12 protein-coding genes are annotated in these 15,221 nt (G+C 45.5%); 1 reads left to right on the top strand and 11 read right to left on the bottom strand.

The features are described 5' to 3' along the window. The first annotated feature begins 56 nt into the window (after nucleotides 1-56). Nucleotides 57-356 carry a ribosome assembly RNA-binding protein YhbY gene (gene yhbY, locus L876_RS0107530; RefSeq protein ID WP_028763243.1) on the top strand — a complete coding sequence of 100 codons (300 nt, stop codon included), beginning with the start codon at nucleotides 57-59 and terminating at the stop codon, nucleotides 354-356. Nucleotides 357-441: 85 nt separating this feature from the next. On the opposite strand, the gene secF is transcribed toward yhbY, so the two are convergent. The 11 genes from secF to dnaK form a co-directional block, all read right to left on the bottom strand. Next, the gene (gene secF, locus L876_RS0107525) at nucleotides 442-1,332 is read right to left on the bottom strand and encodes a protein translocase subunit SecF (protein WP_028763242.1); all 891 of its coding nucleotides are present in this window, start codon (nucleotides 1,330-1,332) and stop codon (nucleotides 442-444) included. A gap of 10 nt (nucleotides 1,333-1,342) precedes the next feature. Then, a complete protein-coding gene (secD, locus tag L876_RS0107520; RefSeq protein ID WP_028763241.1) occupies nucleotides 1,343-3,157 on the bottom strand; it encodes a protein translocase subunit SecD in 1,815 nt (604 codons plus the stop codon). A gap of 275 nt (nucleotides 3,158-3,432) precedes the next feature. Further along, complete coding sequence (locus tag L876_RS0107515; protein WP_028763240.1) at nucleotides 3,433-3,927, bottom strand: hypothetical protein; 495 nt, start codon at nucleotides 3,925-3,927, stop codon at nucleotides 3,433-3,435. A 183-nt stretch (nucleotides 3,928-4,110) separates the two neighbouring features. Then, nucleotides 4,111-4,587, bottom strand: a complete 477-nt coding sequence (gene greA / locus L876_RS0107510) for a transcription elongation factor GreA (protein WP_028763239.1) — start codon at nucleotides 4,585-4,587, stop codon at nucleotides 4,111-4,113. 239 nt (nucleotides 4,588-4,826) lie between these two features. After that, on the bottom strand, nucleotides 4,827-8,048 hold the full coding sequence (gene carB, locus L876_RS0107505) for a carbamoyl-phosphate synthase large subunit (RefSeq protein ID WP_028763238.1): 3,222 nt from the start codon (nucleotides 8,046-8,048) through the stop codon (nucleotides 4,827-4,829). Nucleotides 8,049-8,068: 20 nt separating this feature from the next. Next, entirely contained in the window at nucleotides 8,069-9,214 is a 1,146-nt protein-coding gene (gene carA, locus L876_RS0107500; RefSeq protein ID WP_028763237.1) for a glutamine-hydrolyzing carbamoyl-phosphate synthase small subunit, read from the bottom strand. Nucleotides 9,215-9,398: 184 nt separating this feature from the next. Beyond that, nucleotides 9,399-10,214 carry a 4-hydroxy-tetrahydrodipicolinate reductase gene (gene dapB, locus L876_RS0107495; protein ID WP_028763236.1) on the bottom strand — a complete coding sequence of 272 codons (816 nt, stop codon included), beginning with the start codon at nucleotides 10,212-10,214 and terminating at the stop codon, nucleotides 9,399-9,401. 120 nt (nucleotides 10,215-10,334) lie between these two features. Continuing rightward, complete coding sequence (bamJ, locus tag L876_RS0107490) at nucleotides 10,335-10,952, bottom strand: BamJ family beta-barrel-assembly machinery protein (protein WP_028763235.1); 618 nt, start codon at nucleotides 10,950-10,952, stop codon at nucleotides 10,335-10,337. 81 nt (nucleotides 10,953-11,033) lie between these two features. Further along, nucleotides 11,034-11,822, bottom strand: coding sequence for a M48 family metallopeptidase (locus L876_RS0107485; RefSeq protein WP_028763234.1), 789 nt, complete (start codon nucleotides 11,820-11,822; stop codon nucleotides 11,034-11,036). A gap of 91 nt (nucleotides 11,823-11,913) precedes the next feature. Then, a complete protein-coding gene (gene dnaJ / locus L876_RS0107480; RefSeq protein WP_028763233.1) occupies nucleotides 11,914-13,044 on the bottom strand; it encodes a molecular chaperone DnaJ in 1,131 nt (376 codons plus the stop codon). Nucleotides 13,045-13,133: 89 nt separating this feature from the next. Further along, nucleotides 13,134-15,050, bottom strand: coding sequence for a molecular chaperone DnaK (gene dnaK / locus L876_RS0107475; protein WP_028763232.1), 1,917 nt, complete (start codon nucleotides 15,048-15,050; stop codon nucleotides 13,134-13,136). Nucleotides 15,051-15,221 lie beyond the last annotated feature (171 nt).

Genomic DNA, 15,221 nt, shown 5'->3' with positions numbered 1-15,221 from the left:
TATATGAGGGTAGAATAGCGGTTTTTCAACAGTAACTCAGCATAAAGTTGGTAGAAATGAACTTAACAACCAAACAAAAACAGCACTTAAAAGGCTTAGCACATAACTTAAAGCCTGTTGTACAGCTTGGTTCCAATGGTCTGACTGAAGGTGTACTGGCTGAAATTGATAATGCACTCTCTCATCATGAACTAATCAAAGTGAAAGTAGCTTCTGGCGACAGAGAGCTAAAAAATGCAGTCGTTGACGCCATCGTACGCGAAACCCAAGCTGTAAAAGTGCAGCTAATCGGTCACGTATTGGTCCTTTTCCGTCAATCTCCAGAAATGAAGATTGCTGTGCCTAAGGCAAAGTAATTCAGCAATGCGCTTTTAATTTATTAAAAAGCTCATTACTAGGTAAGCTAAAAAGAGCCGCTGTATCTACAGCGGCTCTTTTTTATTATGGCGTTTGGCTAATCGGTGCTAATTGATAATGTTCGGCTTTCACCTTCAATAGTTCCGGTAAACACGTTCCCACCGAAATAGATGATATTGTGCCAATCATTATTCCAAGGAACATTGCGATAGAAAAACCCTCTAAGGGAACACCACCCATCCCCCACAGCGCAGCAACGGTAATTAATGTCGTGCCGCTGGTAACCATAGTGCGTGAAAACGTTGCTTTCACCGCCGCACTGCATACTTCATCAACAGCCATTTTCGGTTTTGCTATCAATAGTTCTCGGATCCTGTCAGCAATCACAATTGAGTCATTCAGCGAATATCCCAATATGGCTAACACTGCCGCCAATATGGTCAAATTAAACTCCATTTGCATCAAAGAGAAAAACGCCAAAACAAAGACCACATCGTGAAACAAAGCAAGTAATGCCCCACTCGCTAAACGCCATTCAAAGCGAAAACTTAAGTATCCTAGAACACATAGCATAGCAACCAGTAATGCTAATCCCCCTTGCTCTGCAAGCTCTTGACCAATTTGCGGTCCGACAATACTGGAATTAAGCACTTCGACATTGCCACTTAACGGCGCAAGTACACTAACAATATCCGTACTCGACTTCGCATCAACCTGGCTGTATCTCAATACCCAACGACCCGACTCACCGGCAGAGATGACACTTACTTCCTGTTCAGAGTGCTGTGCTAACAGTTCACTCAATTCAGTCGCTTTAATATGGCTGTCCAGCCGCACTTCTGTTACCACACCACCAGTGAAATCTAATCCCCAATTGAAGCCATTACTAAAGATAATACCTATCGATGAGATGATAATCATTAGCGATAATACACTCGACAGGTAACGGGCCTTGGTTAACTTGCTCATTTTTATTACGTTCATCTTATACCCTCACATCGCGGCGAAAATCGCGGCCATATACCCAATTCACTAAAGCTCTAGAAGCAAAAATCCCCGTAAACATACTAGTTAATAAACCAAGGCCTAAGGTCAATGCGAAACCTTGTATCGGACCATTACCAATGGAATACAGCACTATAGCGGTGATCATCGTGGTGAAATTTGCATCGACAATGGTCGATAGAGCACTGTCGAACCCGCGTTCAATGGCGTGAGCGAAGCTCCTGCCCTCCTTGATTTTGTCTTTAATCCGCTCAAAGATAAGCACATTAGTATCAACCGCCATGCCAACAGTTAACACCAACCCTGCAATACCAGGTAAGGTCAATACAGCTCCTGGTATCAGGGCTAATAATCCGAACAACACCACCATGTTAGAAATAAGCGCCACATTCGCTATCCAACCTAAGCGGCGATACCAAAGCCCCATAAAAAGCAAAGTGAAGGCCACTCCTAACGCCAGCGCCGAAAAACCATTAGCAATATTTTCCTCTCCTAAACTGGGGCCAATAGTCCTCTCTTCAGCGATGGTAACAGGTGCAGTCATCGAACCTGCCCGCAGCAGCAACGCAAGCTGTTGCGCACTGGCATAGTCCCCCACTCCGGTGATACTGAAACGGTCACCGAGCTGAGAACGAATCGTAGCCACACTGATCACCTCGGTAGATTGACTTATTTTGCCTTTATCATCGCGACTGTATTCGCTATAAGAGGTCGCCATCGGTTTACCGATATTGTCACGTGAAAAACCTGACATGATTTTTCCACCTTTTCTATCGAGATGAATCACAACCTCCGCTAACCCCATCTCGCCAAGCTGTGCTCTGGCATCAACAATATGTTCTCCGCCTAGCACCGCCCGTCGTGAGACCGATACTGGTCCATCTTTTTCGCTGTCCAATACTTTGGAATTCAGCGCGCCCGGTTGCATCACCTGATAAAACGCTAAGCTTGCTGTCGCCCCAATAACTGACTTAGCCGCAGCGGGGTCTTGGACGCCTGGCAACTCAATACGAATGCGTTGCTCTCCTTGGCGCTGAACGAGCGCTTCGGTAATGCCTAGCTGTTCTATACGGCTGCGCATTATCTGCAGGTTTTGCTTGACCGTCAGATCTCGAATATTGACTTTTTCGCTATCAGACAGATTAACCCCGAGTGCATTGAGCCCCGAGTTGGTTACTTGCCAATGTGGATATTGCGCCGCAATAAACTGACGCAACTTTTGGCGTTGCCTCGAGTCTGAGGCAGAGATTTGTACACTCCCGCCAGCCTGAGGTTGAACAGTTATTCCAACGAGAGACTCATCACGCACAAATTGTCGAGTTGCCTCGACAAACGTATTGTTGTGCAATTGATACACAGGATCGATCTCAACATCGAGTAAAAACTGCACACCACCACGTAAATCTAAGCCTAGTTTAATTGGAGAAAAACCTAACGACAGCAGCCAATTAGGAGCGGACGGTGCTAGTGTAAGGGTGACCTCGGATGGGGTTTTAACTTGCTCAACTAGCAGGGATTTAAGTTGAGCCTGCTGTGAGCTATCAGTGAGCACGACCAAGGTTTTTCCCATTGTTTGATCAATACGCTTAACTTCAATCCCAGCGGAAATGAGCCGTTGGTGCAACATCAAAGGATCGAGCTTGAGCCCGGCCTCTTTACTAACTTGAATGGCTGCATCTTCACCATAAAATGTCGGTAAGGCACTCAATAACATAATGATGATCGTGACAACTAACAGCACATACTTCCATACACTGTAGTGGTTCAACAGGGTTGCTTTATTTTGTTTTCTCATACTTCTTTGCTCTTTATCTTCACTAAATACGCAAAATGTCGACGACTGAACAGTGAAAAACCGCCCCTAGAAGGTGGGTTAATCGCTAATCTGCGTTGCCGTCTAAAATGTCGAGAACAGTGCCTTAGCGCGGATAACCTGTAACGATTTATAGGTAAATGATAAGCGCTAGAACAAACTCACAGGTGCTAAAGATAAGCACGCTGTATTGACCCACCAGATAAAGCGGGAATGGACTGTTCTCGATTGATAAGCCTGAAAGGGCTTAATAGTATTTAGCTAGCGGAGCGGGTATGAGATAAACGGTAAAGAAGATTAGATTCTTTCCATGCAGAAAGCCTAAAAGATGAGCCATCAATATGCAGCTGCCAATCGACGGCAGGTTTAAAATCCATACGATAGCCCACGGTTAATGAAGGAATTGGTGGGGAGATAAATTCAAATACCAGTTGGTAGTCAGGCCGACTATGCAGACGTTCATACTGTGCGAAGCTGATTAATCGTTGCGACACCAGCGGCGCATATTCTGAGCTCTTGCTCTCTTTGTGTTGCAGATGCCGACCTTGAACATCACTTTCTGTATCCAGTGACGTCTTTAGTGATGACTCCATGATGTTAAACATTGTGGCAGTATCGACCTTAGCACTTTGAACAGATAGTGGCTGACCCTCAGCATTCAAATTGTTCCCAGCGATCAGCGTATGCTGTTGGTTTATGGCAGACGCACTTGCTGACATAGGTGACAAACAGAGTCCCCCAATGAGCAACAAAATAGATCCTACCAACCACAATAATCGCACTAAACCACCTTACTCACTACATTACTTTACGCTGATATATAAACACAGCACTCTAAGGATTAAAACCATTAATCACGCTGTTATGAGCTTTAATATCAAACAAACATAAAAAAACCGCTATAAAGCGGTTTTTATGGACATCAAACGATGAAATTAGATGTACTCAACTTTAATGATTTCAAAATCACTGGTACCGCCAGGAGTGGTGATAGAGATTTCATCGTCTAAGCTTTTACCCACTAAACCACGCGCAATAGGCGAGCTCACTGACAGTAAGTTCTCTTTGATGTTAGCTTCATCTTCTCCCACAATACGGTAGGTTGACTCCTCTTCGGTATCTAAGTTCAGAATGGTCACCGTGGTACCAAAAATAACACGCCCAGTGTTTTCCATTTTGGTCACATCAATGATTTGCACATTTGACAGCTTACCTTCGATGTCACGTACACGAGCTTCGCACAGGCCTTGCTCTTCGCGGGCTGCATGATATTCGGCATTCTCTTTCAAATCACCCAGCTCTCTGGCAATACCAATGGCTTCAGCAATCTTAGGACGCTTATCGAACTTTAAATAATCTAACTCTTTGCGCAGCATCTCTGCGCCAACAACTGTCATCGGAACCTTATTCATAGGAACGATTGTCTCCTTAAAACAAAAGCATCCTAGCCAGCCTGACCATTGTCGGGTCACTGACTAAGTAAAATAATGCATGGAATAGCTCTATTCTATATCGTGATGCCGCGAGATGCTATTTAATCACACACAGATAAGCATAGCGCAGATAGAACTGTGTTTTCTATCCCATTACTAACACCAAAATCAAGCCATAAAAAAGGCCGCGAAGCGGCCTTTTTGCAACTCAAAGACTATTAGCCTTTAATGCGCTGATGAAGCTCTTGTACCGAGGTCACTGTCGTGCGGTCATCCGCAGCATGCGCCATGCATGTTGCAAAGGCGGCATTCAATGTTGTGGTGTAGTTCACTTTATAACGCAATGCACCGCGGCGTAACTGACGCGAGTCTTCAATTGCTTGACGACCTTCAGTGGTGTTCACAATGTAGGTGTATTCATCGTTCTTGATACGGTCAAGAATATGAGGACGACCTTCATGAACCTTGTTCACTAAACGCGGATTAATACCCGCTTCGCCTAACACAACTGCGGTACCGTGAGTGGCATCGATTTCGTAACCAAGCTCAATCAACTTAGCCGCTAAATCGGCAACGCGGTTTTTGTCACTGTTACGCACTGACAGTAATGCACGCCCAGACTTAGGTACTTCTGATGTCGCACCAAGCTGCGCTTTTGCGTAGGCTTCGGCAAACGTATCACCTACACCCATCACTTCACCGGTTGAACGCATTTCAGGGCCAAGCAATGGGTCAACACCAGGGAACTTGTTGAATGGTAAAACCACCTCTTTCACTGAATAGAAAGGTGGGATCACTTCTTTTGTGAAGCCTTGCTCTTCAAGTGATTGGCCAGCCATCACACGTGCTGCGATTTTAGCTAATGGCACACCGGTTGCTTTCGATACGAATGGCACGGTGCGCGCGGCACGAGGGTTAACCTCAATCATGTAGATGTTGTTTTCTTGTACGGCAAACTGCACGTTCATCAAGCCAATAACACCTAGTTCCATTGCAAGCTTTGTCACCTGTTCACGCATCTGGTCTTGGATCTCTTGACTCAGCGTGTAAGGAGGCAGTGAACAACCAGAGTCACCTGAGTGAACACCCGCTTGTTCGATATGCTCCATGATAGCGCCAACCACTACCGTCTTACCGTCACAGATTGCATCAATATCGACTTCTGTCGCATTATCTAAGAAGCGATCAAGCAATACTGGCGATGCATTGGATACACTCACAGCTTCATTGAAGTAACGACGCAAGTCTTGCTCGTCATACACTATCTCCATCGCTCGGCCACCTAATACATACGATGGGCGCACAACCAATGGATAACCGATACGCTCAGCAGAAATAACCGCACCTTCAACCGTTGTCACGGTATCGTTTTCAGGTTGCTTCATCTCTAAACGCTGAATCGCTTGCTGAAAACGCTCACGGTCCTCAGCGCGGTCGATAGCATCAGGGCTAGTACCAATGATAGGTACACCCGCAGCCTCTAGATCGCGAGCCAATTTAAGCGGTGTCTGGCCGCCATATTGTACAATCACGCCCTTAGGCTGTTCGATACGAACAATTTCCAAAACATCTTCAAGCGTCACTGACTCAAAGTAGAGTCTGTCTGAAGTATCATAGTCGGTTGAAACCGTTTCAGGGTTACAGTTAACCATAATGGTCTCGTAACCATCTTCACGAAGCGCAAGCGCCGCATGAACACAACAGTAATCGAACTCAATACCTTGGCCAATACGGTTTGGACCACCACCCAATACCATGATTTTGTCACGGTTAGATGGATTAGCCTCACACTCTTCCTCGTAGGTCGAGTACATATAGGCTGTATCCGTTGAGAACTCAGCCGCACAGGTATCAACACGCTTATAAACAGGGTGGATCTCATGGCGATAGCGCAGCTTGCGCATCTCAGATTCGCTGACCGCCATCAGTTCGGCAAGACGAGAATCAGAAAAACCTTTACGCTTTAGCTTGAACAAGAAATCCTTGTCCATACTAGAGATACTTGACTCTTTTACTTGGCCTTCAAGCGCCAGTAGCTCTTCAATCTGAACCAAGAACCACGGGTCGATATTAGTTAACTTAAAGACATCATCAAGACTGAGTCCCGCACGGAAGGCATCGGCAATATACCAAATACGTTCGGCACCAGGCTCTTTAAGCTCATGGCGAATACGCGTTAGCGCATCGGCTTCTTGGATATCGATAATGGAATCTAAACCATTCACACCAACTTCAAGGCCGCGCAGTGCTTTTTGCAATGACTCTTGGAATGTACGACCTATCGCCATCACTTCACCCACAGATTTCATCTGAGTGGTGAGTCGGTCATTTGCACCAGCAAATTTTTCGAAATTAAAACGTGGCACTTTAGTCACCACGTAATCGATGGCTGGCTCAAAAGATGCCGGTGTCGCACCACCAGTGATATCGTTACTTAGCTCATCAAGGGTGAAACCAACCGCCAACTTAGCCGCGATTTTAGCAATCGGGAAACCCGTCGCTTTCGATGCTAGCGCAGAAGAGCGTGAAACTCGTGGGTTCATCTCAATGATCACCATACGGCCATCAATTGGGTTAATACCAAACTGTACGTTTGAGCCGCCGGTTTCAACACCAATCTCGCGTAACACAGCAAGTGATGCATTGCGCATCAGCTGGTATTCTTTATCTGTTAATGTTTGCGCTGGTGCCACAGTGATAGAGTCACCCGTATGAACACCCATTGGATCGAAGTTTTCAATTGAACAGACAATGATGCAGTTATCATTGCGGTCACGAACCACTTCCATCTCATACTCTTTCCAACCAATTAACGACTCATCAATAAGCAGTTCGTTGGTTGGTGACAGGTCAAGGCCTTGAGAGCAGATCTCTTCAAACTCCTCCTTGTTATAGGCGATACCACCGCCACTACCGCCCATCGTAAATGATGGACGAATAATACAAGGGAAACCCACTTGTTCGAGTACGCCATAAGCATCTTCCATGCTACGAGCAATACCTGCACGTGGACACTCGAGACCAATGGCTTTCATCGCTTCATCGAAGCGGCTGCGATCTTCAGCCTTATCAATCGCATCGGCAGTCGCGCCAATCATCTCGACATTAAATTCGGCAAGCACGCCTTCGCTTTCTAGACGCAGTGCACAGTTCAATGCAGTTTGACCACCCATGGTTGGTAGAATCGCATCAGGACGCTCTTTGGCGATAATGTTGCGTACCACTTCCCAATGAATTGGCTCAATATAGGTCGCATCGGCCATCTCAGGGTCGGTCATAATGGTCGCTGGGTTAGAGTTGACCAAAATGACACGGTAACCCTCTTCACGCAGCGCTTTACAAGCCTGGGCACCCGAGTAGTCAAACTCACATGCTTGACCAATCACAATTGGGCCTGCACCCAGGATTAGAATACTTTTTATATCTGTACGTTTTGGCATTGCTGAAACCTTCTCCCGGACTACTTAGCGTTGTGACGATACTGTTCGATCAACTCAATGAAATGATCAAACAATGGGGCCGCATCATTAGGGCCTGGACTCGCTTCAGGGTGGCCCTGGAAGCTAAATGCAGGTTTATCCGTTAGATGAATACCTTGTAATGAACCATCAAATAGCGATTTATGGGTCACCTTAATGTTAGCTGGCAGGCTAGTTTCATCGGCAGCAAAACCATGGTTTTGACTGGTGATCATCACATTGCCTTGTTCGATATTACTCACAGGGTGGTTAGCACCATGATGACCAAACTTCATCTTCAAGGTTTTTGCACCAGAGGCCAGTGCCAATAATTGATGGCCTAAACAGATACCAAAAACAGGAATGTCAGTCTTCAAGATATCTTGAATCGCTCTAATGGCATAATCACATGGCTCTGGGTCACCAGGACCGTTAGACAAAAATATACCATCAGGATTCATTGCAAGTACGTCTGCAGCAGAAGTCTGTGCAGGAACAACCGTCACATCACAACCGCGATCAACCAGCATACGTAAAATGTTGCGTTTAACGCCATAATCATAGGCAACAACTTTAAACTTAAGCTCGGACTCAGGGGTATCAAGGGGTAAACCACCCACAAGACGCCAGCTTCCACTACGCCATTGATACTGAGATGCAGTGGTCACTTCTTTGGCTAAATCCATGCCTTTCAATCCAGGGAACGCCTTAGCCGCTTCAAGTGCTTTAGCTTCATCCAAATCACCGACTAATATTGCGCCAGCCTGAGCCCCTTTCTCCCTTAAAATACGCGTCAATTTACGCGTATCGATATCTGCAATACCGACAACATTGTTGGCTTTTAAGTAGTCACTTAGGGATTGCTGATTTCTGAAGTTACTTGCAATTAGAGGCAGATCTCTAATAATTAACCCACATGCATGAACTGCATTAGATTCGGTATCTTCACTGTTGGTACCTGTGTTACCAATGTGAGGGTAAGTCAAAGTAACGATTTGACGAGAATAGGAAGGATCTGTAAGAATCTCTTGGTAACCAGTCATTGAAGTGTTAAAAACAACTTCACCAACTGCAAGACCATCGGCACCAATTGCTGTGCCAGAGAATACGGTTCCATCTTCGAGTACGAGTAAGGCAGACTTTGTCAACGCGACCTCCGAAAAAGAGCCAAGCCACTGAATAATAGGGTTTTATGTTATATTTAAAATACCAACTTTCGCTAAAATACGAAATTTTGACAAATTCCGTCAATTCTATAGGTCAAACCTAAATTCGTCTATAGCTAGTGGGTAAGTTTTTCAAAAAAAAACGCCATATAGGCGTTTTTTTAAATCAATCTTTCAGGCCTAAGACCTGCTGCATATCGTAAAGACCGGGACCTTGGTCACCAAGCCAAAACGCGGCGCGCATTGCACCATTGGCAAAAGTCATGCGACTCGAAGCCTTATGGGTGATTTCCAGACGCTCACCAATATCAGCAAACATCGCAGTGTGCTCACCAACGATATCACCGGCACGAATGGTTGAGAAACCTATGGTCTCACGACTACGCTCTTCGGTGATCCCTTCGCGGCCATAAATGGCACACTTTTCAAGATCACGTCCCAGCACCTCGGCAATCACCTCTCCCATTTTCAACGCTGTACCTGACGGCGCATCTTTCTTATGGCGATGGTGACCTTCAATGATCTCAATATCAGTGTAATCACCCATTACTTCGGCCGCCAACTCAAGCAGGCGCCACATCAAGTTGACGCCAACAGACATATTGGGTGCCATCACGATAGGAGTGGATTCACTGTAAGCAGCAATCTGCTCTTTCTGTGCATGATTAAAACCCGTGGTTCCAATCACAATCGCCTTACCATTACGCGAACACCAATCGGTATGTACGACACTAGCTTCTGGCGAAGTAAAATCGATCAGGACGTCGAAATCATCGACGGCATGATCAAGAGAATCCGTAATAGCAACATTCATGGCACCAACACCTGCGAGCTCGCCGGCATCTACTCCAATCAATGTCGAACCAGCACGCTCAATCGCAGCACCTAAAAAGATATTGCTACTTAACTTGGCCGATTCAATAAGAGTTCGGCCCATACGACCGCTGCCACCAGTAATAGCCACTCTTACTTGCTCTGTCATCTACTTCTCCCTGCACAAATTATTGATACCAATCGCACACTGCACTATGGCAACAGCTCTAGACTGATAATGGTTTTTCTATTTCAAAAAAAAGCCTAAGCGATAGCTTAGGCATTTTTATTAAATGATGTCGAGTAACTCAACTTCAAATACTAACGCTGAGTATGGAGGAATTGAAGCACCCGCTCCACGCTCGCCATAGGCTAGGTGATGAGGAACATATAGCTTCCACTTAGCACCCACAGGCATAAGTTGAAGTGCTTCTGTCCAACCAGCAATCACACCTGATACTGGGAATTCAGCTGGCTGATCACGCAATACAGAGCTATCGAATACATCACCAGAGATGAAAGTACCATGGTAGTGAGTACGTACAGTTGAATCGTAACCAGGCTTGTCACCGTTACCTTCGTTAATGATTTCGTACTGTAGACCAGACTCAAGGGTAACAACACCATCACGCTTTTGGTTTTCAGCTAAGAAAGTATCGCCCTCTGCAGAAGCTACCGCTGCGGCTTCTTCTTGAACCTTCTGAATACGCTGACTGATTTCAGTGAAGGCAGTTTGAAGATCTTGCATAGAAACAGCGCTCTCTTTACCGTCAAATGCGTCAGATAAACCAACTTGAACAGCTGAAATATCAATACCTTCAAAAGAGTTTGCAGCTAATTGCTCGCCTAGTTGACGACCGACACCATAGCTTGCGTGCTGTTCAATTGTGGTGAACTTCTCAGACATAATGATTGTACTCTCATAGATTCAATTAATTTCGCGCGGAATTTTAACATAGAATGTGATAAAAAACCCATTAATAGCAGTTTACTCACAGCTATTTTTTACACTGGATTGTGTGTTCTGATATAACGGCAATACCTTAGCTTGCATCTGTTGCAAATCAGCAATTCGGTGATCATGTGAAGGGTGAGTCGATAATAGTTCTGGCCCCTGGCTGCCACCCGCTTTAGCCATATTCTGCCATAACAATATGCTTTGGCTAGGATCAAAACCTGCTCGAGCCATCAACTCAACGCCCATAATATCGGCTTCGCTCTCCTGCTCACGCCCATAAGGGAGAATAAAGCCAACCTGAGCCCCCAAGCCTAACGCTGACATATAGAGATCTTTATTACTCACGCCACCCGCATCCAATGCAACGTTGGCAAGCTGCATACCGACCCCCGTCATTTGTGCACGCGACACCTGCTCATTACTATGATTGGCTAAAACGTGGGCCACCTCATGGCCAATGACTGTCGCAAGTTGATCTTGATTATTAGCGACCTTAAGTAAACCGGTATAAACACCAATGTGTCCGCCGGGTAGCGCAAAAGCATTAACCTGCTCAGACTCAAACACAACGACTTCCCAGTTAGGTTGTTGGCCCGGCAGTACCGCTGTGATTCGCTCAGCAACACAAGCCACGTACTGATTGACTTGACGATTCTTACTGAGTGGTTGCTGCTTTTTCATCTCTTCAAATGAAGCGGCCCCCATCTGATCCATCTCCTGAGCAGAAAACAGCAAGGTTTGCCCTCGCCCAGTAGGTGACTGATGTGTCGCGCAACCAGCAAGCAGCGTTAAAATAACAAGCATCATAAGCGGTTTCATGGGGCGATAATCCTTTATTGTCGTTGGGTAGTATTGAGCTAGCTATAAAAAAACCTCGCATAGCGAGGTTTTTATTTTCTTACAAATAGACTTAACTATTCAAGTCTTGGAAAAACTTCTTCACGCCATCGAAGAAACCTTCAGCCTTAGGGCTATGTTTCTTTGACGCACCAGTAAGGGTATTGTCAAATTCACGCAACAGCTCTTTTTGCTTGTCGCTCAAATTAACCGGTGTTTCCATCACCACCTTACAAAGTAGATCACCGACAGCATGACTACGAACAGACTTAACACCCTTACCACGTAGACGGAACATACGGCCGGTTTGCGTCTCAGATGGGATCTTAAGGTTAACCTTACCATCTAACGTCGGCACTTCAATCTCACCGCCCAAGGCTGCCGTGCTAAATGAGATAGGCACTTCGCAGTAGAGGTTGTTACCATCACGAACAAAAATGGCATGTTCACGCACGGTGACTTGCACATATAAGTCACCAGGTGGTGCACCAAATTCTCCCGCTTCACCTTCACCAGAAAGACGAATACGGTCGCCAGTATCTACACCAGCTGGAATTTTAACCGATAGGGTTTTGCTCTTCTCAACACGGCCTTCACCATGACACTTGTTGCAAGGATCTTTAATGATCTTACCGCGACCATGACAGGTTGGACAGGCTTGTTGTACCGCAAAGAAACCTTGGCGCATCTGTACTTGGCCTTGACCATGACAGGTACCACAAGTGGTGGGAGAAGACCCTTTCTTAGCACCGCTTCCATCGCAGCTATCACACGCAGCCAGTGTTGGAATACGTAGCTCTTTAGTTAAGCCTTTAACGGCTTCTTCTAGCGATAACTCTAGGTTGTACCGCAGGTCACTACCACGTGCCGCTTGACGCTGGCCACCACGACGACCGCCGCCAAAAATATCACCGAAAACATCACCGAAAACATCACCGAAATCAGCGTTGCCACCGAATCCACCACCGCCGCGATTAGGGTCAACGCCCGCATGACCAAACTGATCATAGGCCGCTTTCTTATCGCTATCGGTTAGTATTTCGTAAGCTTCTTTAACTTCTTTAAAGCTGGTTTCAGCCGCTTTGTCGCCAGGATTGCGATCTGGGTGAAATTTCATGGCTAAACGTTTGTAAGCCTTTTTAATTTCACGTTCGCTGGCGTCACGACCTACGCCTAATACTTCGTAATAATCTCGCTTTGACATAATCTCACACTTTCTGCGCTAGAGTTGTACGAACGGGCGTTAGAGTTTCCCCGTAACGCCCGCTAGAAATAATTTAGGCTAGGCCCGAATTATTTTTTGTCGTCTTTAACTTCTTCAAACTCAGCATCGACAACATCATCAGCAGGCGCTTCACTTGATTGCTGCTGTGCTTGCTCACCTTGGCCAGCTTGTGCTTTAGCTTGAGCAATTTCCATTAATTTAGCAGAGGCTTCCATTAATGCTTGAGTCGCTTTTTCAATCGCTTCTTTGTCATTACCTTTAGAGGCAGTGTCAACGTCAGCCATCGCAGCTTCGATCTTCTCTTTGTCTTCGCTTGGTAGCTCATCACCCGCTTCTTCGATCTGCTTCTTAGTCGCGTGAACCATGCCATCAGCTTGGTTACGAGCAGTCACTAACTCTTCAAACTTAGCATCTTCGTCAGCGTGAGCTTCTGCATCACGAACCATTGCATCAACTTCTTCGTCACTTAGACCTGAAGAGGCTTTAATAGTGATGTTCTGCGCTTTACCCGTTTTCTTATCGGTCGCAGACACATGCAAGATACCATCAGCATCGATGTCAAACGCAACTTCAATTTGTGGCATGCCACGAGGAGCAGGCTCGATACCTTCAAGGTTAAATTGACCAAGTGATTTGTTAGCACTTGATTGCTTACGCTCACCTTGCAGTACGTGAATCGTTACCGCTGCTTGGTTGTCGTCTGCTGTTGAGAAAGTTTGACTAGCCTTAGTTGGGATAGTGGTGTTTTTCTCAATCAACTTAGTCATTACGCTACCCATGGTTTCGATACCAAGAGATAGTGGTGTAACGTCTAGTAGTAGTACGTCTTTTACGTCACCAGCAAGTACACCCGCCTGAACTGCTGCACCAATCGCAACGGCTTCATCAGGGTTAACATCTTGACGGATCTCTTTACCGAAGAACGCAGAGACTTCAGCGCGAACCTTAGGCATACGAGTTTGACCACCAACCAAAATCACTTCATTGATTTCTGATACAGATAGGTCAGCATCAGCAAGTGCAACTTTTAGTGGCTCAAGTGAACGAGCGATCAAATCTTCAACTAAAGACTCAAGCTTGGCACGAGTGATCTTAACCACTAAATGCTTAGGACCTGTTGCATCGGCTGTGATGTATGGCAGGTTAACTTCAGTTTGAGTGGTGCTTGAAAGCTCAATCTTAGCTTTTTCCGCAGCTTCTTTTAGGCGCTGCATCGCTAATGGATCTTTACGTAGATCGATTGCTTGTTCTTTCTTAAATTCATCAGCTAGGTAATTAATTAGACGGTTATCGAAATCTTCACCACCTAAGTGCGTATCACCGTTAGTTGCAAGTACTTCAAACGTTTGCTCGCCTTCAACGCTATCGATTTCGATGATAGAGATATCGAATGTACCACCACCTAAATCGTATACCGCAACGATGTTATCGCCTTGCTTCTTATCGATACCGTAGGCTAACGCAGCCGCTGTTGGCTCGTTGATAATACGTTTAACTTCAAGACCCGCAATACGACCCGCATCTTTAGTGGCTTGACGTTGTGAATCGTTAAAGTATGCAGGAACAGTAATAACGGCTTCTGTCACTGGCTCACCTAGGAAGTCTTCAGCCGTCTTCTTCATTTTCTTAAGAATTTCAGCAGAAACTTGTGGAGGAGCCATCTTCTTACCGTGCGCCTCTACCCATGCATCACCGTTATCTGCACCGATAATTTTAAATGGCATGATATCAACATCACGCTGAACTTCATCATCAGTAAAACGACGACCAATTAGGCGCTTAATTGCGAAAAAAGTGTTAGCTGGGTTTGTTACAGCTTGACGCTTCGCAGACTGACCTACGATAGTTTCTTCGCCAGTGAATGCAACAATTGAAGGAGTAGTACGATCACCCTCTGCATTTTCAATAACACGTGCTTTTCCGCCATCTAATACGGCAACACAAGAGTTGGTTGTACCTAAATCGATACCAATAATTTTACCCATGGAGTCCTCCAAAAAAACTTTTAACTAACGCTAAATTTGTCATCTGATTCAGATATGGGGGTAGGCTAAATAAATTTCAAGCCTAATTTCCGCGCCATTATCTTTCCTTAACACCCTATATTGGGTCGTCAAAAGTGATTACAAGGGGAGAAACATAAAAATTATCTTAAT

Source organism: Shewanella colwelliana ATCC 39565, assembly GCF_000518705.1.
In the GTDB taxonomy this organism is placed as follows: domain Bacteria; phylum Pseudomonadota; class Gammaproteobacteria; order Enterobacterales; family Shewanellaceae; genus Shewanella; species Shewanella colwelliana.
The sequence above is the reverse complement of the archived record's forward strand: the minus strand, read 5'-3'. Positions and strand labels throughout refer to the sequence as shown.